Here is a 25797-nt window from a genome sequence, read left to right as displayed (position 1 = left end):
TACTTTGGTTTTAAGACTTTCTAATGCCCATACCCCTCCCGCTCATCTACCAAGTACAATGTCTCCTGCCTCTTCTTCCGATAAAACGTCACCTTCTCCAACCGCTCAATCAAGTATTCCTGCAGCGCAGAATCCGTACAAAATACAAAACATCCCTTCTGACCACGCGTCATTAATGTTCTATACGTATTTCGAATAATAGGATCTGCCAATGCATGCGCTTCCTCTGGATTTTCTTTAGCAATCTTTTTTATACCCTTTAAAGATTGGTCTGTCTTTGCACGTTTTGTGTAATCTGTGATGATTTTTCCGTTCTCATAACGCATGTCATCGCCGATAATGACGCCTACATAGTCAAACTCTAATCCTTGAGCAGTATGAATACAACCAGCTTCCCTAACTGATGAGTTCTCGATGGCCCAGGTATTTTCGATGTTCCAGCTAATGCCGAAGTCGTGTTCTGGAATGGCAATGTCGTTATAATTGACGTCCTGTCGATTCTGCTTTGGCCATTCCCAGCAGTAACCTGCCATAACACGAGATTTGTTGTTTCTTCTATTAAGTTTTTCAATTTCCGCAAGCATTTCATTTGGGTCTTCAAAAAGTCGGACGTCATAATCCATCCCTAGTTCATGCATATTGGCGGTATTTCTTATCTGCAATACATCATCTAGCCAGGCGATGTAGCCATCTGAACCATCACAACGGAACTGGGATGTTAGATCACACGAAATTATGTTAGCTTTGTATTGTTCAGCATAGTGCTTTATCAAATCGACACTACCAATATCGCTTAGTGTGACCTTTTGATTTTCATCAATAAAAAATATCGTGAATTTGGAACCTTTGATTAGTTCCTTCACCTGGTTTTCACCTTTATTTCGAAACATCCCTGATTTCTCGTTCAACCTATGCGCTTCATCTACAATCAGTACGTCAAATTCATTTTCTTCTACTTCTGTAAAACTGCCGGATCCTTTAAATAGATTATCAATATGCGTCTTTTTAAAATCTCCTTTTAGTTTTATCGAGTAAATATTGCGCGGCGCAGCGTTTTTTGTTACATACATTGCTACAAGTCCTCGATCAATTAGTTTTACCAACAAGTTAATGGCAAGGACTGATTTCCCTGTCCCAGGCCCACCTTGCACGATCATAACTTGCTTTGCGACAGTTTTAACACTATCCATTGCCTGATGAAGCGCCTCTTCAAAGAACACTTTTTGTTCGTCGATCATAATGAATTCTTCATTGCCTTTTAACATACTGTTTAATGCATCTTGCAATGATTTTGAAGGATGGATTCTGCCGTTTTCAATTTGGTATAGTAATTGGTTCTGGTCACCTTTTTTAATGAATTTCTTTATAAACGTACGAAGTTTCTCAATTTCCCCTTTTGTAAAAACAGGTGCTTTTTCGAGATGATCCTCATAATGGGCATCCGTTAGTGGATCATTTTCGACTTTTCGATAGTTATGTAGGTATGCACAGGGCTTTAATTGGATTTCTTGCTTTTGGACATTTTCATTAAAATCCTCAATCAGCGCTGCATAAGACCACGCTTGATAGGATGGATGCGTCATTTCTCGATTCGCTTTGCCGACAAACGTTTTGACAATGCCATCTCTAGTGGCAATCTTTTCAACGTTCTCCCACTGTTTTAATTCCACAATGACCACATGATCCTGATTTCCATCGTTCCCAGCAATTAAAAAGTCCACACGCTTAGATGTATTAGGAATATTAAACTCTATTGCTACTGAAGCATCATTCGGAATGTCCCCGTCTTGCATTACATTTGACATCTTTTGTAATGAGTTCTCCCATGAACGAATCTCAGCCTTTGATGTCCGACCAATTTTCTCCTGAAAAGAATTGTATAATCGATCAATAAGCAATTCATTTACAATATCCCCTACAAATTGCTCTTTTGTTGATTCATATATGATCATTAGTACACCAGCCTCAGTCTGTTAGGACACAATCTATGATTGCGTCAGCATATTTTATATCAATATGGTAAATTAGTTCTACATTTTAGTTTTTTCATTAGTATAATATTACCACATTTTAAAAATCGTTGTAAGAAATCCTTGTAAATAGACATATAAGGTACCTGCACGGATATACTTTTGCTTGATTGACTTTACTATTTTGTAAATATCCTGAGAAGTTGATTTAATGAGTTCCCGTGCAATATACTTTTATATTACTTGAATTGGGTATTTTAATAAAAAAAAAGTCTAGCAACTAATCATTTTGCAACTTCCTTTTTATATGCATTTATAGTATGTTTTTTTCAAAGTTTTTAGCGGCTGCTCGATGCATTATTACAAAGTTGATATGTTTTAAATTTAAGGCACGTAAAAATAATCAGTTAATTCACTATAATCGTAGTATAAAAATCAGATAAATAGAATAATGCGTCAATGGTTTGTCTTTGTGCGACAAAGGTACTCCGAAACTTGGATACCTTTCATTTTCCTAAGCCTTGATTAACGTTCTTTTCCACTGCTATCTTGTTGCAGCGACTACATTATCACTAATTCTTTTTCTTCTGGATATGTCCGGTCTTGCATCACAACGAAACTTGGCATGTAATAAACACTCCCTAAACTTCAAATAGCTTTATACTCATAAAAGCTATTTCCCCCCTTTACACAGCCTAATTTACTCTAATGAGTAAAAAAACGTTTTCTGCCCAAACAAAAAACGACCACATCAAAAGATGAAATCGTCTTTGTTATATATGTTGTTGCCATAATGATGCCACACATCGCTTAAACGTTGCTGTGACATCAAATATGTAGACAGCGGGAGTCGAACCTGCCTCTAAAGACTTGCAAATGTTGACTATCCACTACGCTAAAATCAAATCGCATTTTTTAAAAACTGTCATAAAAGTTTCTTGCACAGATCTGCAATATTCAAAAAAGAAATGCATGGCTAAACCAACATATCCGCAGCATATCCATTTGCCTATCTTACTTTTTATCGACCTTCCTATTAAACTTTTTCCAAAACCTTTTTTTTCCTTTATGATCATCTAGAAAAGCCCAAATAGAGAATGCACTCACAGCAATCAAACCAATATAAACAGACAATTCCCAGTATGTAAATAACAGAAGGTAATCCCATATAGAATTCCCTCGAACAAACACATCATACGGATCGGCATTTCGATAGCTAATTGGTAGTTTGTCTCCTATGCCATATTGCCGATAGGTGTGTCGCGTTACGTCTTTGGCCATTTCAAAAGTTCTGCCCGTATGATCTTTATAAGAGATGGTTAAATCCCGAATTGAGTCTTCGTATTTCCGATAAGTCGTATACTCGAATTGGTCAACGACTGTAGCTTCCGTTTTTGTCTTTCCGAATGGCTGCACTGTTCGAATCAGGTTCACTACAAAACTTTTGGCAATGAAAAGAAAAATTGCAATGACAATACCTGCATTTCTCCAAGCCCTTTGTCTCGAATCTACTTTTTTCTTTCGTTTCTTTTTCCTCATTCTTTTCCTTTTTTTAAATCGCTCAGAAGATATCTTCTCTTCTAAGCGCTCCAATGCAGGAATGGATAAGAAAAAGGCCACGAGTAAACAGAAAGCTATAAACGCAAAAACAAAAATAGCAATCAAGTAATAGAGGCCATCAATGAGTATATCGCGCAGTGTCGAAAAGGTTGTAGCACCTGTCAAATAACCATTAATCGTATCGCCAATTTCAATGTTCTCTATCTGACTTTTGGAAACACGGTTGCGATATTTAATCTCTTCTCCGCCAGCAAGTTCGACCCAAACAAAATAGGTAGGAGGGGTGAATAACCCTTTGCTTGCTGTTTTTTCAATGACTGTCGCTTCTGCTGGTCGAATTGAAGCTAAATCGTACTCATCCAGATAAGAATCGATCATTGCCCAAGTGAAAAGGCTGAAAAATAAGCCCAAAACTAGAAGCCCAGCTAATTCTTTGATGTTTGTCATAATTTCCTCCATAACCATCCTTCCACCACCATATCAAACAGACGTTAAAATACAAGCATAAAAAAACTACCACAAATGCTCTGATGGCAGGTCTACTTAAAATTCACCGTAGGGTTATTTCAAAACTTCTGCACTATAGAATCATCCTTTACAAGAAGTTCTACTTCTTTAGTGTCATGACCATAACCGTCTAGAATGATATTCAGAGAATAGTTACGATTCACTATTGAAGTAGCACCCTCACTTGCATGTTGAATGATTTCTTCATCTTTTAGTTCGTTCATTTCTTCAATGTTTTGTCTGCCTGTGTATCACACAATTCGAATTAATTCTGAATCGTGTCTGATTTGCACCGTGCATAGGCTGCACTCACTAAATATTTGTTAATATTCTAGAATATACCGATTGAATGAATATTTAGTTACGAAACTAGCAAGCCATTTGAATTACATATTCAGTAAAAAATGAATACATAACTCCGATGAAAGGGCGGGTAATCTGAGTAATTTAGGTAAATACATATTCGGAAGATAGTGCTAGTTTTTTTATTGTAGTTTATATAAAAATACAAGCTTTTTTAACATCAGGAATGTATCTTGATAATATTGTTATTGAACTTTTTTTAATAATCATAACAATAATATTAGCAATTATTACAACTGAAGTTATTTTTAAAAATACCAAAAAAAAATAATTAACAAGATGTTAAGGGACTTGCCTTTATGATCGATTCTTATAAATGCAAGTCCTATTGTTAAGCCTTCACACTCTCACAGACAACTTCGTAGCAACGATTAGATAGCCTGTATAAAATATTCATCTAATTAATTCTCAACGCAAATAAGCTCCCCAAATGATTATAGGAGCTTTTATGGTTGCACATTAACGCTAACACAAAGTTGAAATGGTTTAGTCCTTATCGTGTCGCCTCGCGTAACGGTAAAACTACTTATAGCAGATATTTCCTATTCTCCAATAATTTCATAATTTCATAAATATATTTTTAAAAATCTTATGAAACCATCTTTACAATTATGCTATTTTCTTTTTACGTTTTCGAGTCCAAAAATATATTCCACCGCCTACCGCTGGAATACCAATAGCACCAGTTGTCAGTAAAGTGTTACGATTATTCCTATCTATTTCTTCTTGGATATTCTGTCCTTTCAAGAAAAGTTTATCGTGTAAGGCAATCGCATCATCGTTAACCATATATTTCTTCGGGATAGTGTATGCTTTATTTTCTTTGCCTAGTTCAATTGATTTAGTTTTTATTTCTACTGCAAGTTCATTGTTGTCGTAACCTTCTTTGATCCATTCCGAAAAGTGTTCTTTTCCTTCATAAGGAGAGTTTGCAAACTTCATTTGTTTAAAAGCGTAATTATAGCCTTCTTCTACAACTTCTTCTTTCCGTTTTTGCAGACCACTCTCATATCCTTGTTTAAATGCTTCGATATAAATATCTTTTTTAATATCCGCAGTTATAGCTAACTCTTTTACCTCGTACCCTAAAGCCTGTCCTTCCTTTCCATACTTCGCTATTTCATTTTTATCTCGTTCATCTTCTCCTGCTTTGTGACCCTTCTCAAATTCAGGTGTAAGTATGTCAGTTTGAAAAACAGCTGGGATAACTATTTCATCTTGCGATAATCCTTGCTCATAACCCTTATCATAACTATCTTTACTATTCTTTGTTAATTGCCACGAAGAAGCAAATGCTTCTATATAAGAACTCTTATAAAGCTCCGAACTCCCGGAAGCATATAAAAAATCATTGTTTTTTTTCCCATCTAAAAATGAAGTTGCACCGTCTTTTTCCCCTTGATCATTTCCAGTTTTTTCATCTTTTGCATCTAGCTCTTCTTTATTAATTTTAGCTAGTCCATCTTCTAGACCCTTTTGGTATCCAGCTGACCAGCCTTCAACATAGTCCGTGTTAGAATCATCAGAACTCTGTTCAGGTGAATCTTTTTTGTACCCCATTTCATGTCCTTTGCCATAACCAGCTTTGTAACCACTATCATAGTAAATCTTTGGGTTGTATACTGGTTTAGCAGGTGCAGGTGCTGTGTTTGTACTTCCTCCACCATTATGATAATGATAGCTAGTGCATAACCCTTTTGAGACAGATTTCGGACTACAATTATGTCCTCCGCTACTATCCGTTCGTCCTGAATGCGCCTCTGCATTATTGTGCAAAGAAAATACAAGTAAAATAACTAGTAAATAAGACCACTTCTTCATATAATATCCCCCTCGCATTACAATAGTACCATCCTTTTGGAACAATATAGGGATTATGAAAAATAAATTCTTTTCTTCGTTTACCTTCACTAAAACCTTTGCTCTATCTTGCTTAAAAGTAGAGTCCTCATTCTAATACTGGGAATGTAAATATTAATGGGTTCAGCTTCTGGCTTCCTAATTCCACTTCTCCACATCCTTCAAAATAAATACTCACAGACACGACTCAGATACACGAATTGGTTGTCTTTACGCAACGCATAGGTACCCCTGAATTTTACCCAAACAAAAAACGACCTCATCAAAAGATGAAGTCGTTTTTGTTATATATGTTGTTGCCACACATCGCTTAAACGTTGCTGTGACAACAAATATGGAGACGGCGGGAGTCGAACCAACAGCTCCTAGAAAGGCTATAACACCGGTGTTTCCAAGGGGCTATAGCCACTGTTGAAAACGTTTGACTACGCTTTTGACTACGTTTGATAAAAATTATGTTGCGGGGGCAAAGTGTTTTCTTTAATAAACCTAGAGTTAAAGAAACTCAAGTTATTCAAAAGACTTAACTCACAGCTCCAACCAAACACTCCACATGTGATGAATACTATTGGTGGTGCAAAATTAAATATAGATGTTGTAGATCATTTTAAAATCACTTAATCTCACTTCTTGGGTAGTAATATACTTGTATATTGGACTGTTTATCTTCTTTTTCGCTATACTCACCATTCTTCCAATCAGCACAAATATAATCTTCCCACTCTCTATATTTAGAACGTATACTTTCATTATGCCATCTACTATGTTCCTCTTCATATTCTTCAGAAAGCATTTGCTCTTCATGTTGATAATGCCACACTTCATCCATTTCTTCAATCGCCTCTAATTCATTCAAACTAGAGGCTTCAGCAGACCTCTTAAAAATTAAACCGTTGCCTTCTACTGGTTTTCCTTCTAATATCTCTCCTGTGAATTTTTTCACATTGATTTTATCGAGATCATTTTCAAAACTTTTTCCACTCCATGGATCTCCATTGTATAGTTCACCATCGAATTCTAACTTACCATCACGGTATAACTTACCCTTAATCGCCCTCGAATGCTCATATTCACCATCAAAGATAATTTTTCCTTTATCATTATAATTTTTAGCGTGCCCATGTTTTTCTCCATCAACTATTTCCCCCCAATATGCAACGGTCCCGTTTTTACGAATACTAATGATTTTTCCATTGTACGGTTTTCCATCAATATAGTCAGCATCTATTAAATACTCATTTTTTAAAGATTCGAAAATAAAATTATTTAAGATACCTTTTATGATTAATCGTTTATCTAAGATTGTTTGATATTCGATTCTATATAGTGATTTCACCCCAAAATAGCCTGTATATTCGCCTGTAGCAAATTCACCATCAACTAAGGTACCTTTAAGCCTTTCATATCCATATGAATTATAAAGTATAACCTCTCCATTGTATAAATTCCCTGATTTAATTTTATAATGATTAACAGATAAAATTTTCATCTCATTTTCTTCTTCGCCTAATTCCGCTTTACTAAAAGTTAATCTGTAGAGCTTATGCATTAATATATATTTTTCAACACTTAATAACTCTTCTACATCATGCTCCCGTAAATTTCCCATTAAAGATATCGGGATAAAATCTAAAAATACCTTTTCCGAAAACTTTTCAATGTATCCAATAAGTCTCACATCTTCTGACTCTAAATATTTCTGAATAGTATATAATGAGTTATAAAGACTATATAAATCTTGGATATCTTTGTTACTCAAATCCGTCCTTAAATATGCAACATTTTCAATCCAATTATTATCAAAAAAAGCTTGATCTAATACCAACTTTTCATTTTTCAAGATATGCTTTATGTACAAATCTCTTATTATCGTAAAACCTCGTTGTAAATCATAGTATATTATCAAAGCTTTTGATCGTTTTTGTTCAAACTCTTTAGTTTCCTCTATTCGCCTCAAATCCTCTGAAATTTGCAAACTTTGTTTCGTTAGTTCCTTATTTTCATTGTTACTTGCAACCTCGAATTCCTTTAATTCTTCAGAAATAATCAAGCTCCGATTATTTATTTTCCACACCATGTAGCTAAAAATTGCAGTTACTACAATAGAATATATAGTTAATATCCAAGTCACTATATAGGAAATTGATGCTACTGAAGGGGCAGTTCTAGATGGTTGACCTTGTAATTCCAACATCTTATTGAAAGCCACTTTCAAATCTCCAAATATTAAATACAATACAATACAGGCTATAAAAATTCCCGCAACTAAACATATTGCCATTATTATTAATGGATTAAAAGACGTAGCTTTATTACTTTTAGGCATTAGTTAGCTCCTCACAACTATATTTAGAAAGTATTAACTACCCTATAATTCAGACTATCATCCAGCGTATCCATCAGTACTGCTTCTAGGTGTCTTCATGTTGCAAAGAACACTCATGATTGCCAAACTCAATCACTTCTGAACCAGGCTACGTTGCCTTCTCCAAAATAGGTGCCGAATTTATTGCTCCATTTCTTTCGGGACGCTATGAACACGCAAACATTATTATTACGACCCATCTCGAATTTGCTGAATGGACGACCTTTTTTGGGATGACAAAATGACAGCTATATTACTTGATCACTTGACACATCAATCACATATTCATCTTCTGAACGGAGAGTCTTATCGATTCAGTCAAAGTTTACACAAACATCCATATATCTCTCCATTACTAAAATGTGAAAAGGATAAAACATCTCACTTTTAATCTGATCACTCTAGCTCAATTTCATGTTAAAAAAACACAGAGGCGACAGATAAATAGGATTATTCCTTACGGAACATCGGTGTTCTCAAAACGTTACAGCCAATGCCGCGCTTCTTTCCAAATCGTCGCCGTTAACATTCTATCGCATATAGGCTTTCCTCTTGATTCAGATGTGAATATTGCATTAAAAGAATAAAAGATTATGTCGTCAATTTTTTCGTATAATGATCTTGTTTATAAAAATCGACACTTTTTTTAATTTTATCGAAATTAATGAATCCAACCCATTACTCAATGAAGTTTTCAGTGTATTCTCGTCCAACCGTGAGTCCTTTATATTGGTTTTGGCCAGGAACTACCTGTACATCCCATTATAAAGAATTTTTTATTTGGCTTCCTTTTAGTTATTTAAAATTATAAACATTTCCAATTAACGGTATATAATAATGCAACGCTGGTGAGATTTAGTACTTTATTTCACAACTAAATTTGAACTATAAATAAATTACAACACGAATGAGAAGATACATGTTTATTTATTTTAGTTAGTTTAAGGTTTTTACCAATTGCTATACTTCCGCCTAATGAATCTTTTCTATTTTTCCAACTTTGAACATTATGTTCAGTTATTGTAGATGCTCTAGGGTGAGTGTAATGGTTAGGTGATCCATATGAATACACATGAACATTATTATCAATATATTTCGGAACTGGTATCTTCCCCGGATTCACTCCCCCATGATGGGTAACAACAAGGTTATCATATTTATTTAAATGAACTTGCGGAATATGTACATATCTAGAGTCCCCAGGTAATAAATTCTCTATCACATCATCTTTACTAGCTATAACCACAATCAATGCTAAGCCAGAACTATTTATACTTGTCCCTCCACATTTGAGCACCTGACCAACACTTACTTTTAAACTTGTTAATGATTTTGGCCAAATCAGTAGCCTTCCTTTTTTATGTATTTCGACAGCTAAATTGAAAGCACCTGGTCGAAGAGTTTGTCTTGGAACAATCCAACTACTTTTAATAGCATCATTATTAAACGGATCTAATGCAGCGCGCCAATGATCCTCATGCCAGTGAGATAAAATAATTGGCTGTTTTGACGAAAAACAAAAATCTACTCCTTTGGGATACGTCATGCTATGACTACCATATCCCCCACCCATATCGTAATAAACTAAAGGTTTCCCGTCTTCATCACATATTGCATTACAGCTACCTTGCCCTACGTTATAAACAGCAACAAAGTTTGGATTATAATCACCCAATACAGCATTTATTTCCTGTTCTGAACTATCAGGAAGTACCAACTCAAAAGTTTTGTTTAATTCTCTACCTATTGTCGATCGACCATCTATAAACTTCAAATTATTAATTTTAATTTTTTGAGGATCTAAAGTATTAATATCTTTATAGAATAACCCAAAAATTTCCCCTCCCGAATCTGTTTCTAGTTGATACCACTGATTCTCTCTAAAGTTATAAGGGTATACTTTATTTACACCTTTCCTTTTATTATTTGACTTCTCTAGTAATGCCTTTGAAATTTTAAATTCTATATAGCTTGATGAAGTACTTTCTGAAAAATCACTCTCCCAAATTCGTATATCAGAGTAAATATCTAACTCAACTTTCGGGAAAACATTCAGAACTACTGTATAGTAGTTCTCCTTTCTCATTACATTAACAAGTGATCCAAAATACTCCATTGAAATCATTCCATTCCTTTATACTAACTGGTGTGAGCCAGGCACTACTATAATTTGCGGAAGAACGCGAATCCTGGCACCACACACTCACTTATTTCTCAACAGATTCGAACCCCGCGTATACATACGGATCCACAGACACTAGTTAAGCCTTTTTGCATACTTTTCAATAATCGTCTATTTTAAATACTTCGCAGAAACCTTACCACTTTCATATTGCTTCAATAACCCCAGTGTAAAATCAGTAGGTTTTCCACCAGTTATAGCAGCCATCCCTACTGCAAATTGAACACGTTTTTGACGTTCTTCTCGTGGTGTTGATTCCATAAACAACGCCCCTCTGATTATTATTCCTTAAGATGGAAAGGGGTATTGACTAGAAGTTCAACCTCTGTTCAATACCTCTTTCCTTCAATACCATTGATACGACTGCATTTGATAAAAAAATCACTATTTATTGTTTGGACATTCAAATAACCTAAAGGGATAATCATTTCTCCGACCGACTTTAATTGAATAAAATAATACGTTCTTTGACGGCTATTCACGAAAGTCAAAAAAACATGTTTGTTTAAAATAGCACGATCGGTGTTTGTCAAGATAGTTGTCGCATATCGCTCTTTTTCTAAACTAGTTATTTAATCGAATCGGTCCGCAACTTTTCTTTCATCGGATTCAAGGCTACTGATTCATGTGGACTCCAGTTTCTAGTTGATTTTGACCAGCGTTCTGGATGTTTTTGTTTTGCCAGTTGATAGACTCCATGTCTTTTTTTAAGTATCTCAATATGGGCACCTGTGTGCCGTTGATCTGGAGTAACGAAATTTATTGCGCTATGTTGATGTTCATGCGTGTGCCAATGAACGAACCTTGCGGTCCATGACCGCGCATCCTCAATTGATTCGAATCCATCATACGGGAACTCTGGTCGATATTTAAGTGTCCGAAAGACAGCCTCTGAATATGGATTATCATTACTCACCCGTGGTCTTGAATAAGAGCTTTGGATACCTAGTTTTTCAAGTAACACTTGAAATGTTGCTGCTTTCATTGGGCTTCCGTTATCGGAGTGTAAGACAAGGGGAGCCCCGTATATTTTTTCACTTATAATGGTTTTTTTAATTAATACTTCAGCGTGAGCGGCATCTTCTATTTCCTAAACTTCCCAACCAACAATCTTTCGGCTAAACAAATCAATGATCAAGTAAAGTTTGAAATATAGACCTCTAACAGGTCCTTTCAACCAAGTAATATCCCAAGTCCATACCTGATTAGGGGCCGTTGCTAAATAACTTTCGGGTAATTTCATCTCTGGTCTTTTACTTCGTCCGCGGTGCTGTTGCATTTTCTCTTCCCGTAATATCCGATAAAACGTTGATTCTGAGGCGATATAAATCGAATCATCTGCTAGTTTTGGCACAATCTGTGAAGGTGGTAAATCGACAAACTCTTCTTTTTTGACAGTCTTGATGACATCTTGTCTTTCCTCTTCTGTTAGCTTATTTTTGGGTTCAGGACGTCGCACATGAGGACGTTGATCTTCCTTTATTCCACCGTTCGAAACCCAGCGTTCATACGTGCGCACACTAATATTTAGTTCTGCACATGCCACAGTCATTCGTGCACCGTTTAGATTCGCTTCTTGGATAAGTTCTACCGCAAGTACGCGATCTGACGGGTTAATCATTCGTCCTCGTGGTCCCCCCAGATCGCTCGGGCCTTTTTTCTTAATAATAATAATGCTGCAGCTTCTGCCAACGCTTTTTCCTTTATACATAAATCCTTCTCAATCTCAGTTGTATGTCTTTTTTCATCCTTCAGCTCCTGGGAAAGCCGTTTAGTTTGATTCAGTTCACCAGTGTTGGCGTTTAGACAAACAGAACGCCATGCGTCAATCTGTTCCTTGTATAAACCTTTTTTACGGCAGTATTCTGCAAGATTTATTTCATTCATTGCGTAGGTTTCCAGTACTACCAAAAACTTATCTTCACTACTCCAGCATTCTGAAGTCTGTCCATTTCCAGGCGTTGGGTTTCCATCAATACGCGCTTTTTTTCTCCATTTATAAAGGGATTGTTCTGAAATACCGGTATCCATACTAATACTCTTAACAGTTTCGTTATTAGGTGGCATCATTCTTACAAGGACAGCGTCCTTCAGTTCTTTGGTATATCTATTCCTTTTCTCGCTACTCATGTCGCACGACCTCCATCTATTAATTAAAGTATAACAGGTGAGTTCTATACGACACCTAGCCTAACAGAGGGGGAAAACGACTTCCCAAAATGTAAGAGGGTCGTTTTTTTGCAACTCTTTTTAGTCGAAATTAGTATAGCGTTGGGTTTGTTCTGGTGTTTTACCATTGTTGACAGATACTCTATAACTACCATCTAGAGATAGTAGATTTTTGCGGTTGGTATAGTCAGGATCATCTATGTCATAATCTGCGACTACATATTCTAGGTGAGGATAACCGTTGTTTGCAACATGCATTACAGCTTCGATTGTCCCGTAATAATCAGTAAAGGCTTCCATGGAGTACGTTAATGTACCTTTTAGTTCCTTTGTTGTTTTGATTTGCGAAACCATTACAGAGTCGTCGTCTATTGCGTCTGCAATTCTGTCTAGCATAAGCATAATTATTTCGTCGGATACTTGGTCTTTTACTACTTCTATCTTTTCATCATTCTCTTGAGCTATCGGTGTACCTAAGCCTAACCATCCGTAATTTTCGTCTACGTATAGCGGAGCTTTGCTGTCAGTTTCTTCAACGTGGACGATTACGCGCTCACCTTCGTCGTTCTCGTGTAAGATCCCCTTTATTCTATTGACACCGATTTCGTTCGGTACAGCCCCTTCATTATTTGTTAATGTATCGGCTTGAAATTCGTACGATGAGATCCCTTCATATTTTTTTACACGTTTGACGTCGATGGTTTTTGTGTCATCAACTATTGGAGCTATGTATGCTAGTTCATATGATAGCATTTCTTTGACACGCTCTAAATCAGAGCTGAATGCATACTTGATAAGACCGATTGCGATAGCTAAGACTATTCCTACTAGGATAAAAATACCCATTAGTACATTTCTTTTGGACAAGTACTTATTTTTCATAAATATTGCTCCTTTTCTACCAATTAGTGTGTTATTTTCTTTAATCACTTGAAGGTGAGGCAATTAATCAAAGGTAATATTTACCTCTAAGAATATTATAACTGAATCCCGAGGAGAATTCCCATATATAACAAATAAACGTGTTATATAAGACATTAGCGCACTTTTTAACGTATTTCAATGACAACTAGCCATGGCTATCTATAAACTGATATCATATGACTCGCAATGCTTTCTGAATGGCCCTTATTTGCATATGTCGATTTATAGAGGTAGGAAACAAGGGAGTGAAATTCACAGCGAAAGCGCTAAGGTACTTCCTTAATTCGAATAATAACTAAAATAATAGGTTTATATATGATAATATTGGGTAGGAACTAATGAGTGTCGGATTATTTGAATCAGAGGTAGAATACTTGGATTATGATGATGTGGTTCAGCTACACGAATCATCACTTGAAGACTTTGGTAGTTTGCCAGGCATACACTCGAATAAATTAGAAGCAAAATTAGCGTTACCTATGTCGGGATTTGGCGACTTTGTAAGCTACCAGTCTATTGAGGTAAAAGCAGCAGCCTATCTTTCTAAGCTTGGCATCTGGCCATTGTTTATCTGTCGGAAATAAACGGACTGCATAGTTGTCAATGATGATGAAGTATTTAGATTCGTATCGGCGGTAGCCAGTTATTGAAGAAGACCCCCTTTTGAGGTCGTTATGCGTTGGATAAAAAATATATTGAAAAAAGTTAATGTAGCTATTCCAAATACGACTGAATAGCTATTTTGCATTTCTATAAGTGAGGGTCCCTAAAATTCCCAGCATAACCGCCGGTCGTTTTATTAGTCTAACTACGCAATCCCTCCGATTAAAAACCAAGGCATAAAAATCACTTAACAGATTGCCGGAAATGGAATAATGCGGTAAGCTAATTGAAAAAGAGGTAGATATACAGTGAAAATAATAAAACCATTGATTTTCCTAATAAGTATTTTACTTGTTGCTTGTAGCAATGAAGCGGCTCCTGTACAACCAGAAGATGAAGTCGAAGAAATAATAGAATCTAGCAGTATTATTAAGGACTATAAATTGAGAACGGCCGTTCTTGATGAATTAGGATTAAGTGAATTTGAGGAGGACGAGACTAGGCCTACTGAAGAGGAAATAGGGGAGTTAACGCAATTAGAGATAATAGTGGATGCGGACCTGGACCAGCCTAAAGTTAAATCTTTAAAAGGGTTAGAATTTGCAAGTAAATTAGTATCACTACATATTGAATATCAAGAGATTGAAGATATTTCTCCGTTAGAAAATTTAACTCACCTTGAGGAACTAGTTCTTCAAAGTAATGACATTGTAGATATTACACCACTACAAGGTTTGACATCCCTTAGAAGTTTAGATATTTCAAAAAATAAAATTATAGACATTTCACTATTACAGAATATGCCATCGCTGTATAGTTTAACTCTGAATTCTAATCCAATTGAAGATTTCAATCCACTGAATAATTTAAAATCGCTGGGCATTCTATTTCTGGATTCAACTGGGATTAAAGACTTTTCAGTTTTACACTCCCTGACTTCCCTAAAATGGCTAAGTCTAGAAGACAATGATATTAAAGTTATTCCGTTGTTAGAAGACCTAACATCACTTAAAAAAATAAGCTATAGCGGAAACCAAATTGTAAATATTGCTCCTCTGCAATACATGAGCGCTTTGCAAGAATTAGATTTGGGAGATAATGAAATTTCGGATATCAAAGTACTTCAAAATTTGTTTTCTCTGAAAGAATTGTCTTTAGACGAAAACAGCATTGTAGATATTACTCCTTTGCAAAATCTAACATCTCTAGAATGGTTGACTCTTAAATCGAACAAGTTAGAAGATATTGGCGTTTTAGAAAAGTTAACAGCGTTAACCCATTTATGGCTTGATGAAAATAGAATTACGGATATCACTCCATTGCAGGGGATGACATCGTTGAAATTTTTAAATCTTAGTTCAAACCCGATAAAAGACACTACCTTAATACCAGCTGGTGTAGACGTGTCTATAGATGAATGAAATTCTGTAAGAAACAGGGGAGAAGTATTGAGAAAAAAGCGCTTCTTTCAGCTTGATATGAAGTCGTTTTTTCAAGTTCATGGCTTTTAATCATTGTGTATGAGGATTTACCATGGGATTCAGTTATAATGTCCCTAGAGGTAAATCCTCTCTTTAATCATTTGCCCCCCGCAACTGATTCAGGAGGAATTACCATGGCAAAGAAGAAAGTATCATCTATCAGAAGCTACAAGCTGAAAAACGGTACGTTACGATACGAGTTTCCCGTTTATTTAGGCATTGATCCGTTAACAGGTAAACAGAAGCGCACAACGAAACGTGGCTTTGAAACACGTAAAAAAGCTGAATTGGCATTAGCTCGTATTAAGTTAGATATTGCAAACGGTACGTACCAACAGGAACGTGCTGAAACGTATCAAGAGCTTTACGACCTATGGATCGTACAATACGAAAAAACTGTTGAGGAAAGCTCATTTGTTAAAACGACTGGTCTCTTCAGAAATCACATACTTCCCTCGATGGGTGCTTATAAAATTGAATAGATACATGTGGATATATGTCAAAAGCATGTGGATTAGTGGGCAACGAAGTTAAAGAGGTTCCGTATGGTAAAAGCATATGCTGCAAAGGTTCTAAATTTCGCCATTAAGCTTGGCTATATACAATCAAATCCATTTACACATGTAGATATGCCCGCCTCTAAGAAGTCTATTGAAGCGGATGAAGATGAAGCGGAGAATTTCTACACGCGTGAGCAGTTTATCAAGTTCCTATCATGCTTAGAACAAGAAAGTAACTACAAAGCATATGCCTTATTCCGCCTACTAGCGTTCAGTGGGATGCGTAAAGGAGAAGCACTAGCTCTTACATGGAAAGACCTAAACTTCACCACCAATGAGCTACGCATAAACAAGGCACTATCACGTGGTAAGGATAATAAGCTATATGTGAAGTCCACGAAAACAGGTGCTGCACGCACAATTAAAATGGATGACAAAACAATGGCTATTTTAAAGGTGTGGAAGAAAAAGCAGAAGCAAGACTATTTAGTGTTGGGCTTTAATATGCTACAACCTAAGCAACTTATTTTTAGCAATGAACGCAACGAATACATGCAGCACACCAAAACCCGTAAGTGGATTGTGCATGTACAGGATAAATACAAGCTAGGCACAATCACAACACATGGTCTACGCCATACAAATTGTTCATTGTTATTTGAGGCGGGTGCCAGTTTGAAGGAAGTGCAAGATCGTTTAGGACATACTGATATACAAACGACCATGAACATCTACACACATGTGACGCAGAAGGCGAAAGAAGAAGCAATACTGAAGTTCGCTAACTATATAGAGATGTAAAATTAGTGACTACATTTTGACTACGCTTTTGACTACGTTCGATTGATATTCAATGACATCAGTTGAAACAAGGCAAAAGAAAAAACCCTTGATATACAAGAGTTTTGACGTTGTTTGAAACCATATGATTTCTCGATATGGAGACGGCGGGAGTCGAACCCGCGTCCAGAGGCTCTAACACTTAAGCATCTACGCGTGTAGATTGTCTATTTGGATTCGCGTGGCATTATGCCGGAGCCTAGAGCCATAAGCGTTTGTGGAGCTTCCATACTTATTTATTTGACGGTTTTATTCGCTAGGGAGTATTACATATTTACGAACTTGGTTCAATGACCTTCTATCATGAAGTATATTGAAAAGTATACTTATTAGCAAATCAAATACTTCGTGCAAATCTTTATCTTTTTTTTAAAAAACGGCTATTAAAATTTCACTCTTTTTTCCAATCAATAAGATTAGCCTCAATAGGTAACGCTTTTAGAATCTGGCTAAGTGCTTCTAATTCATGTTTCGGATTTTTCCATACAAATCTTTCTAATAGTTCAGGGATTACACCTGTTTCACCTTTTTCGTTTTCAAACTGTAGTGTTATTATGCTAAACTTTTCCTTCTTTTTTCTATTTTCACTATGTGCATAATCTATCTCATCTGCTAAATAATCCTCATCTCTAAATTCTGGAGTAATGAAAAAGATACAAGCACATGAATCTTTAAAACCTTTAAAAATACTTCTATCTAAATTACTACCCGCTGGCATATCTTCGTCGTCTAACCATGGCTCATAACCCATCGTTTTTAAAACATCATAATAGCGTTTTACAAACACCTTATTACTACCTTTGTGACTTAAAAAAATTTTCTTCGGTGATTTCATCATAATTTCCTCCTTGCTCATCTCAAATGACACTACAGGTATATTTGTGTGCATAGCATTGTCATATTGTGGTAATACCAATAAATCCCCAGTCATCCAATCACAATCCGCAAATAAATTTACAAAGTTTTTTTTCAAAATATCTAAATTAATAAATACACCACTTACCTTAAAGCTAATCCAATCTATGTGTTCAGTTTTTTCCTTAATTAATAGTAGAAACTCTTTTTCGGGTAATTTCTCTATACTGATAAAGAAGTCAATACAAAAGCCTTCTTCGAAATGTTTTTCATGGGGTATTTCCAACATTTTGACATCACCATTTAAAGTTACAGAAATTTTTCTCATTCAAATCCTCTATTCCTTATTTAATATTTGTCCTAATAAATTAAGAAACAATATCTTTTCTTGTTTACTAGTATTTTCACTAAACTCTAATAAATTTTTGTCTCTAATTGTAATTGTCGAGTTCCCTAATAATTGAAACTTAATTTTATTTATTAACAAATCTTCATTATCCATAATGGTTTCAAATTCTTCAGATAGTTGAATTTTACTACCATATAAATGTGGAGAATCAAAATAGTTAAAGTAATTCTCCTGGGATAATATGATTTCGGTTATATTACCTGTAACTTCATTTAAATATTTCTTTATAATACTTTTATCCGTTAAATTAATAGTTTTTAACATCAAATCAATACTTTTATTAATATTATCTACTTCCTTATATTCTTTAATGAAATTATCGGAAAACAATATAGCGATTTTTCCAATAATTACAATTTGGAAATTATCATTGTAAGTAATAATTTCCTTTGATTTTATATCATTATTATTTACTTTATCAAAATAAATTAATGATTTATCAATTCGCTCATATCTCCTATTGGAAAAAAATTCATATTCGTTTTCATATAAATAAATTTTACAAAAGTTGATTTTTGATATCCACATAAATTATAACCTTAATAGTTTTTTTATTTCGGCTTCATTTCTTATTGTTTTGTTAGAATAATGCTCAATAAATATGCTTTTTAAATCTGTGTAAGCATTGTCTATTACATGTTTTAAATCTAAGTTGTTATTACTAATCGAAAGTCGAAAGTAATTACGAAGATTATTATCTATACCACCTAAAATTGTATGTACTATGTCACTACCATCACTTGTAGTTTGCGTGTAACTAAGTGTGAATTGAAGTTTTAATATTACCCTTTTACCTAATATATGTCTTATTATATCACCTTTTTGAAGTAAATCTCCGCCTCCAAAACCTTGTCTGTCAATTTTTGATTTAAGATTTTGTAATTCGGAATCTTCATGGTCGAAATAGATATCAATACATTCAATATCTTTAAAATTTGAACCTGTTTTAACTAATTCTAATAATAAGTCTAATAATTTTATTGTATTTGAGTTTATATTATCGTGTAAAATAGCTTCTTGACCATCTTCAGACATAGTAAAGCTTAAACCTTGAGACATTTTAGGTGCAGTCAATTCTAATTTACTAGACTTATTTTCATCTTCAAAAAGGAATGTTAAAAATGAATTTACTACGGCTCTTAACGACCTGTATTTTTGAGAGCTAGAAGTTTGAAAATAAACAATATTATTAGAAAAATATACTTCTACTAATCCTTTTGTTTCTTCATAGTATTGCGTGCTATAAGCACTTTTTGTATTGTAAACAAACTTAATATTGTTTCTTGTTATTTGCAATTTACATATATTCCCTTTGTAACTACTCAGTTGTATTTTGCTCTCAATCTGTAATTCTGTTGAAAGGTTATTATTCCAAGCTTTAATATACTCTTTCAACTTTTTTTCTGTTAAATCCTTTCTATTACCTTTGTACGAGAGAAAAAAACCATCAGAAACATATAGTTCTGGATTAAATGCAAATTCTACTAGGTCTTCATAAATATCTTTACTAACATTTCCCTCTTTAAAATTTATAAATATTGATTTTTTAATCTCCCCTACTTTTGTAATAGATGAACTAATCCTATAATTATGTTTTTCCAATATAAGATTAATTTCTAATTGGTTTAGTGTACTTATTGCATGCCTGAGAGTTATTATTTCATCTTCTGTAGGTTGAAACAATTCTATATTCTTTTTCGGTGAAAATTTCGTACTTGTAAGTTTTTCAACCATATGTCACGGCTCCTTTATTGAAGTTATAATAATGACTTTTTGAACTATCTAACAATCTTATATCTATTATAACAATTTTCCTAAGAAACTTACATATATTTCTTGGATGAAAATTCAAATATCTTAATTCCTCTAATCCTTTCCTTCTGAAAATTATCATAAATAAATTTTGCAAGATTGATATAGCTCCAGTCTAGACAAAACACCCTTTATAAGAACTAACTTTACCCTATTAGTTGAACAAAAGAATCAACAAGATTGTTAAATAGAGCCTATATATGTAAATGTTTATCTTCTACCTTCTTCTTTTAAAACAAACGGAAATTTTTCAAGGTATCTGCTACCTCCTCCTCTGTAATGCCTATGTAGCGCTTAGTCGTTGATTGGTCTGAATGATTAAATATATTCATTAACGTTAAGATGTCATGCGTACGCTTGTAGTAGTGATAGCCGAACGTCTTACGCATTGTATGAGTCCCAATATCACTTCTTCCTAATAAATCAGCTGAACTCGTAAGAACTCGATACGCTTGTGTTGTAGTGATGTGACTATCACCCTTACGTGAAGCAAACAAATAAGCTTCGTTGTCCAATCCTTCTGTATAGTCTGCTATATCCGCCATAATTGCGTTTAGGTGAACAGTTCTTTCCTTCTTAGTCTTACCTTCCCTTATTTTAAAGTTGGACTTTCCTCTAACATCACATATTCGTAACTTCACAATATCACCTATCCGTAACCCTGTTGAGATGCCTATTTTGAATAGCAAGACGTTACGACCTGCTGTATTAGGTGACATACTTAAAGCTTCAATCATATCGGTTATTTCCTTAGTAGTTCTTAACGGTTGTACGTTTATAATATCGCCTTTAGTTCCACCTTTATATGCCATCAAAAATCCCCATTTCTTAGTATGGTATTGTCAATATATAAACAATACCATACATTCAATAAGTAAGTAACTACTAAATGCTGATTTAAAGCAATTTGTTATGTATGCTAATATGGAAAAGCATACATTCACTCGTATATTGTTAGACTCTGAAATCAAATAAAAAAAGAGCAGTCGATGTGACTACCCCTTCAATATTGACTCTAAACTTAACTCTTCTTTTCCACCAGGTAAATTGCCAATGCTATAACGCTAGTGTATTTTCATGTTAAATAATCATTTTTTTGATTGGTGTCTGTTTGGTAGGTCAAGCTTCCAACGAATCATATCTCCTATGATTGGAAAAATATCATTATGTTTACTACCAAAACGCATCCATCCCGTTTTCGGGTCAAAATTACCAATATCTCTATTTCCAGTAGCGTTATTTGGCAAGTATTCCTTTAAGCTTATTAATCCATATTGTTCTATTTCTTCATCATTTAATTGGTAGTAACGCCACATTGGATTGTCATGGCTAAAATCTAAATCAGTAATACCATCTAAAAGCTTGTCCAGTAACTGTTCGTCTTTAGTTATACGACCAAATGCAAAGTTATAAGCTAACTTAGCAATCGCTTTAAGTGCGACAGGTTGAGCAGATACGGTATTTGCTTTTGCATCTATCTCCCCAAATCCAGGAATTTGAACAACAGCTTCCCAAAAACGTTTGGCAATAATTAAACGAGGTTTTACAATTGCTGGAGTAGCACCATTTATATTGGTTTTATTTAAAATGAGATGGGCATTAACCGCAACAATATCTTTTCGTGTAAGTGAACCGTCATCATTGTCCCAATCTACTTTATCTTTAAGGGAAATAGCCACCAATTTTCCCTCTATAAGTTCTTCTTTGATATAGGCATTAACAGGATTTGAACTATCAAATTCTAATGCAAGACTTTTTTCTACTTTCTTAGATAGGTTGTTTAAATCATGAAATAACTGTCTCTCCTCTAAAATATTTAATCCAAGATGGACTTCTAAACTAACAGTACACTCTCCTCTTGTTAATTCTAAACATTCCATCCAAACCGCTAGTTCTTCCTGTGCCACTGTGCGGTCATCACGATTATAAGGGAATAACGAGTGTTTCTTAGGAGGATATTTATGTTCTATTCTAATATCCTCTAAAAAATCAATAACCATTTGTATTGCTTTTCTGCGATGCTGACCATCGACTATCCACAAAATATCTCTTTGCCCAAGCCAAACTCTCGTGCCAATATTTTCATTATCTTCTAATTCAATAGGACTAGCTTGAAGGTTCGCCCCTCCTGGTCCAGCAGTTCTTAAATTTGCAACGAGAGGCTGTATTGACAAATAAGGTTGTTTTCCAACCAATTCTTGTATACTTTCTCGAGCAACCATTATGGGTCCATTATCATCTTTATGTATTTCAATAGTAGTTGCAATTAGTCCCTTGAGTATATAAAGTGCTAATTCAGAAGCATGTTTAATATCTAATTTTCGTTGCGCTATTTGTTCACCATGTTCACCACGTTCATTTGCCACATCCGACATTCTATAAAAGTCAAACATTGGCATCTTGGCCAAAAGTGTATTATGTCCAAGATTATTAGATACAAAAACTTTAAGTTGCATCTCTGAGGTGTTGCCACCACGCTTAATCAATTCGCTAAGAGGTCTTGCACTTTCTGGTTGTTCAGTTTTAGATAACATATGTAATTTCCTCCAAAGTAAGTGATGTTGTTATTTTTATACTACAACATATCACAAACGAAGTAAACACCTGGATTTATAAATGAGTAGTCCAGGAGTGTTAAATTAAGCATCCAGGGTTGATTATGTTTGAATATTTTTTTACATCAAGGTCCTACTGTTATCCAGTTAGAGCAATCTATGCAGTTTATAATTGTATTTCATCATGGATAATCAAAGAACAGTATTCTCAAGCACTCAGACGCTATCGACTCGATTTTTGATAACAGTCAATCACATTTACTACACTTACTCGTCTCTCTACACCAATATTTGTAAATGTGTTAGACTATACCCAACAACTCACTAACCAGATATTTCACCTAACTGGGTAGGCATGTTGAACAAGAAGTTGGAGGTATAATATGATAAGAAATAAAGTGGCACTCATTAGTTCAATTGTTATTTTAATTATATGTATGTATTTATATTTCCCGTTTCCTTATAATGTAATGTTAGAAGCACATTCTACATTCATGTCGTTTCCAATTCGCAATCAAGATGGCTATATTTTGCTTGGTATAATTGGTTCCATTTTGTTTATAATCGCAATGATTTTACTTGTCATTGGCATGAAGAAATATCACTTTCGAACAATAGTAATAGTTGTAATAGTTTATGCAATTTTACCGAAGCTTCTCATTGCGATGTACCAAGAAACATTAGCAAGTGGCATTACGGCAATTTCATACGATGGGAAGGGCAAGTGCAATTTTGAAAATGTGAGAGCAGACTTATTAAATGGAGAATGTAACTTTGTATTACATAACCGAAGCAATGAAGCTGTGTCGTTCGAGTTGGAATTTTTAGATTCCCATTTCATGGAAGATGAAGTGCGAATGGAGTCGCTCATGAATTTAGCTAGTCCATATAAAATTACGATAGAAGCAAATAGTACAAAGCCTATTCATTTGAAAGAATTACTCGAACTATCAGATGTTCCAAAACATATTGATAGCGGAACATCGTTTAATATTCATTTTAAATTAATTGACGGGGAGACTACACGCACATTATAGTAGACGTTTATCTTTACTAAACAGAGAAGTCTACAATTTTGGGATGTCATTTTCAGCTTAACTCCCTATTGAAAAATTAAATTAAAATGAACGGTATAAAGCACCATTGAACTAACGGAGGTTTCAGTTCAATAAGAATAGGACTTGCGTGTATGATTGATTTTCATATAAGCAAGTCCTTTTGTTATGCTCTTACACGCACACAGATAGCTCTGCAACACCGATTAGATAGCCTGTATAAATATCCCCCCGCTCCCCTATCAACACTCATATGCTCGTTAAATGATTCTAGGAGTTTGATACGGTTGTCTATGTATACTAACTCAAAGTTGAAACAATTGAGCTTTGCCATACGCTTTATATCAGCTAAGTGTTTCAATTAGTTGTTTAAAACCTCACTTTTATACAGAAAAAACCCCATATTTTATATGGAGTTAAGCTTTTAAACTTTACTATTTGTATTCCCAATTAATATTAGAATTGCATCTACTACTTATAAAAGGAAATTAAAACATCCTCATTTACACTAATTTTGCATGTATCTATTCTTTTTTTTCTTTCACTGTAAAGGAGATTCAGAATCGGTAATTTTCCCTCCAAAGTTGAATGATGTAAATTTTTATGACAGGACACACATAAGCTCACTATATTTGCTTCAACATCAATGCTAAAATTAAAACTATCTTGATATTCCATAGGTATTAGATGATGTGCTTCAACATAGTTCATGCCTGTAACCTTAGAAGTGAAATCCTGGTGGCTAGAATCTATCTCACACAGATGATTAGCCATTATTATTGCATTTTTTCCTTTTTGAGCATTTCTTATATAAGTTTTAATAGCTCCTTTACTCCCCTTTAATGGCTTCGGTTCAGACTTATCATTAACTATTACTTTCTTGCTAAATCCTGATGATTCTTGTATTTCTTTCTGATACATAGAATCCTCTATCTCTGACTGTACATACACATCCTCATTGTAATCGTCGATTGGTGAAGGTAACACTTCTAGTGTTGTGTGGTTTTTAGGTAATTTCGATTCTGGATTATCCTGTTTTTGTGCATTATTATCTAGGCTAATCTTTTCATATTCTAATTTATTGGATAAGTTGTTAGACTCGTAAACTTTGAATGCTTCAACCAAAAAAGATGTAAAGTAGCTCTCGTAAATGGGGTTAAAAGTAAATATTTCTTTATTCATAATCGATAAGCTTAATATCTTACCCTGCCATACACTATATTCTATATTGCTATTATCAACAGGGATACCCCACTTTGTGGCAAATTTCTTTTTATCATCATTCCTCCCACTCCGCAATAGGAAACTCTCGCACTTTATTTGTAGCATTAAACCTTTAGAGCCATTTTTTCTATGCGTTGTATGGATATTAATCCATACTTTAGGGTCATCTTTCCAATTGACCCTCCCATTTTTTTTTGCACCTTTTCCATGATGCATTTTGTACACACCTTCATATATATCAGAAATAACATGTCTCGTTTGATTTGTATTAGCAGGTCCACTTACAGAAGTAACTGGATAATTTCTTTCAATAAAACCCAATATCTCCTGCTTTTTATCTTCAATAAGGCTATCACTCACTTCTAAATCGTTCATTATATTATCCTCCTTATGTCTAATATACTTGTTTTCTACAGACCATTCCTCCTCATTTTGGAAGTCTGCAAGATAAAAATCTTTCTTTTATATAGATTGTACGTTTTTACCTATAATAGGTTATTAATATAGACGGTTGCATTAGCAATGTCATATAACTAAATAGAATCACTAGAGCAATATTACCA

The 25797-nt window shown here is 34.6% G+C and carries 20 protein-coding genes and 2 pseudogenes; 5 read left to right on the top strand and 17 right to left on the bottom strand.

The annotated features are described in order from the left end of the window. Window positions 1-20: 20 nt before the first annotated feature. The 5 genes from AZE41_RS04365 to AZE41_RS04350 form a co-directional block, all read right to left on the bottom strand. A complete protein-coding gene (locus tag AZE41_RS04365; protein WP_067206081.1) occupies window positions 21-1952 on the bottom strand; it encodes a DUF2075 domain-containing protein in 1932 nt (643 codons plus the stop codon). Between the two features lie 1032 nt (window positions 1953-2984). After that, window positions 2985-3977, bottom strand: a complete 993-nt coding sequence (locus tag AZE41_RS04360; protein ID WP_156475957.1) for a DUF3592 domain-containing protein — start codon at window positions 3975-3977, stop codon at window positions 2985-2987. A gap of 119 nt (window positions 3978-4096) precedes the next feature. Continuing rightward, window positions 4097-4261 carry a hypothetical protein gene (locus AZE41_RS22540; RefSeq protein WP_156475956.1) on the bottom strand — a complete coding sequence of 55 codons (165 nt, stop codon included), beginning with the start codon at window positions 4259-4261 and terminating at the stop codon, window positions 4097-4099. A gap of 748 nt (window positions 4262-5009) precedes the next feature. Next, complete coding sequence (locus tag AZE41_RS04355) at window positions 5010-6221, bottom strand: YHYH domain-containing protein (protein WP_067206075.1); 1212 nt, start codon at window positions 6219-6221, stop codon at window positions 5010-5012. A gap of 652 nt (window positions 6222-6873) precedes the next feature. Continuing rightward, entirely contained in the window at window positions 6874-8586 is a 1713-nt protein-coding gene (locus AZE41_RS04350; protein WP_067206073.1) for a toxin-antitoxin system YwqK family antitoxin, read from the bottom strand. Between the two features lie 119 nt (window positions 8587-8705). Between AZE41_RS04350 and AZE41_RS23605 the strand changes: the two are divergent. Next, window positions 8706-9016 (top strand): annotated as a pseudogene (locus AZE41_RS23605) (ATP-binding protein). A gap of 483 nt (window positions 9017-9499) precedes the next feature. Here the strand turns inward: AZE41_RS23605 and AZE41_RS04345 are convergent. From AZE41_RS04345 to AZE41_RS04330, 6 genes are all read right to left on the bottom strand, one after another. Further along, window positions 9500-10741: a ComEC/Rec2 family competence protein gene (locus AZE41_RS04345; RefSeq protein WP_067206071.1), complete on the bottom strand. Its 1242-nt coding sequence runs from the start codon at window positions 10739-10741 to the stop codon at window positions 9500-9502. Window positions 10742-10918: 177 nt separating this feature from the next. Continuing rightward, entirely contained in the window at window positions 10919-11068 is a 150-nt protein-coding gene (locus AZE41_RS23005; protein ID WP_197485364.1) for an antitoxin VbhA family protein, read from the bottom strand. A gap of 307 nt (window positions 11069-11375) precedes the next feature. After that, entirely contained in the window at window positions 11376-11792 is a 417-nt protein-coding gene (locus AZE41_RS23155) for an integrase core domain-containing protein (RefSeq protein ID WP_082786486.1), read from the bottom strand. A gap of 105 nt (window positions 11793-11897) precedes the next feature. Continuing rightward, on the bottom strand, window positions 11898-12428 hold the full coding sequence (locus tag AZE41_RS23150; protein WP_231885764.1) for a helix-turn-helix domain-containing protein: 531 nt from the start codon (window positions 12426-12428) through the stop codon (window positions 11898-11900). Further along, window positions 12425-12937, bottom strand: a complete 513-nt coding sequence (locus AZE41_RS23145; RefSeq protein ID WP_067206069.1) for a transposase — start codon at window positions 12935-12937, stop codon at window positions 12425-12427. The genes AZE41_RS23150 and AZE41_RS23145 overlap by 4 nt, the downstream gene beginning before the upstream one ends. 120 nt (window positions 12938-13057) lie before the next feature. Beyond that, on the bottom strand, window positions 13058-13858 hold the full coding sequence (locus tag AZE41_RS04330; RefSeq protein ID WP_067206066.1) for a hypothetical protein: 801 nt from the start codon (window positions 13856-13858) through the stop codon (window positions 13058-13060). A 380-nt stretch (window positions 13859-14238) separates the two neighbouring features. Here AZE41_RS04330 and AZE41_RS04325 point away from each other — a divergent pair, with 380 nt between their 5' ends. From AZE41_RS04325 to AZE41_RS23745, 3 genes and pseudogenes are all read left to right on the top strand, one after another. Further along, window positions 14239-14484 carry a hypothetical protein gene (locus AZE41_RS04325; RefSeq protein ID WP_067206063.1) on the top strand — a complete coding sequence of 82 codons (246 nt, stop codon included), beginning with the start codon at window positions 14239-14241 and terminating at the stop codon, window positions 14482-14484. A 327-nt stretch (window positions 14485-14811) separates the two neighbouring features. After that, on the top strand, window positions 14812-15924 hold the full coding sequence (locus tag AZE41_RS04320; RefSeq protein ID WP_067206060.1) for a leucine-rich repeat domain-containing protein: 1113 nt from the start codon (window positions 14812-14814) through the stop codon (window positions 15922-15924). Window positions 15925-16118: 194 nt separating this feature from the next. Further along, a pseudogene (locus AZE41_RS23745) lies at window positions 16119-17285 on the top strand (site-specific integrase). A gap of 430 nt (window positions 17286-17715) precedes the next feature. On the opposite strand, the gene AZE41_RS04310 reads toward AZE41_RS23745, so the two are convergent. The 5 genes from AZE41_RS04310 to AZE41_RS04290 form a co-directional block, all read right to left on the bottom strand. Next, window positions 17716-18507: a toll/interleukin-1 receptor domain-containing protein gene (locus tag AZE41_RS04310; RefSeq protein ID WP_067206053.1), complete on the bottom strand. Its 792-nt coding sequence runs from the start codon at window positions 18505-18507 to the stop codon at window positions 17716-17718. 9 nt (window positions 18508-18516) lie between these two features. Continuing rightward, entirely contained in the window at window positions 18517-19116 is a 600-nt protein-coding gene (locus AZE41_RS04305) for a hypothetical protein (protein ID WP_067206051.1), read from the bottom strand. A 3-nt stretch (window positions 19117-19119) separates the two neighbouring features. After that, window positions 19120-20322, bottom strand: coding sequence for a hypothetical protein (locus AZE41_RS04300; RefSeq protein ID WP_067206048.1), 1203 nt, complete (start codon window positions 20320-20322; stop codon window positions 19120-19122). A gap of 308 nt (window positions 20323-20630) precedes the next feature. Beyond that, the gene (locus tag AZE41_RS04295) at window positions 20631-21212 is read right to left on the bottom strand and encodes a tyrosine-type recombinase/integrase (RefSeq protein ID WP_067206046.1); all 582 of its coding nucleotides are present in this window, start codon (window positions 21210-21212) and stop codon (window positions 20631-20633) included. 276 nt (window positions 21213-21488) lie between these two features. After that, window positions 21489-22934: a DNA sulfur modification protein DndB gene (locus AZE41_RS04290; protein WP_197485363.1), complete on the bottom strand. Its 1446-nt coding sequence runs from the start codon at window positions 22932-22934 to the stop codon at window positions 21489-21491. Window positions 22935-23338: 404 nt separating this feature from the next. Here AZE41_RS04290 and AZE41_RS04285 point away from each other — a divergent pair, with 404 nt between their 5' ends. Further along, window positions 23339-23992 carry a hypothetical protein gene (locus tag AZE41_RS04285; RefSeq protein ID WP_067206044.1) on the top strand — a complete coding sequence of 218 codons (654 nt, stop codon included), beginning with the start codon at window positions 23339-23341 and terminating at the stop codon, window positions 23990-23992. A 489-nt stretch (window positions 23993-24481) separates the two neighbouring features. Here AZE41_RS04285 and AZE41_RS04280 read toward each other — a convergent pair whose 3' ends face one another. Continuing rightward, complete coding sequence (locus AZE41_RS04280; protein ID WP_067206041.1) at window positions 24482-25609, bottom strand: HNH endonuclease; 1128 nt, start codon at window positions 25607-25609, stop codon at window positions 24482-24484. Window positions 25610-25797 lie beyond the last annotated feature (188 nt).

This window comes from Sporosarcina psychrophila (assembly GCF_001590685.1).
In the GTDB taxonomy this organism is placed as follows: domain Bacteria; phylum Bacillota; class Bacilli; order Bacillales_A; family Planococcaceae; genus Sporosarcina; species Sporosarcina psychrophila.
This window is presented reverse-complemented; position numbering and strand designations above follow the sequence as displayed.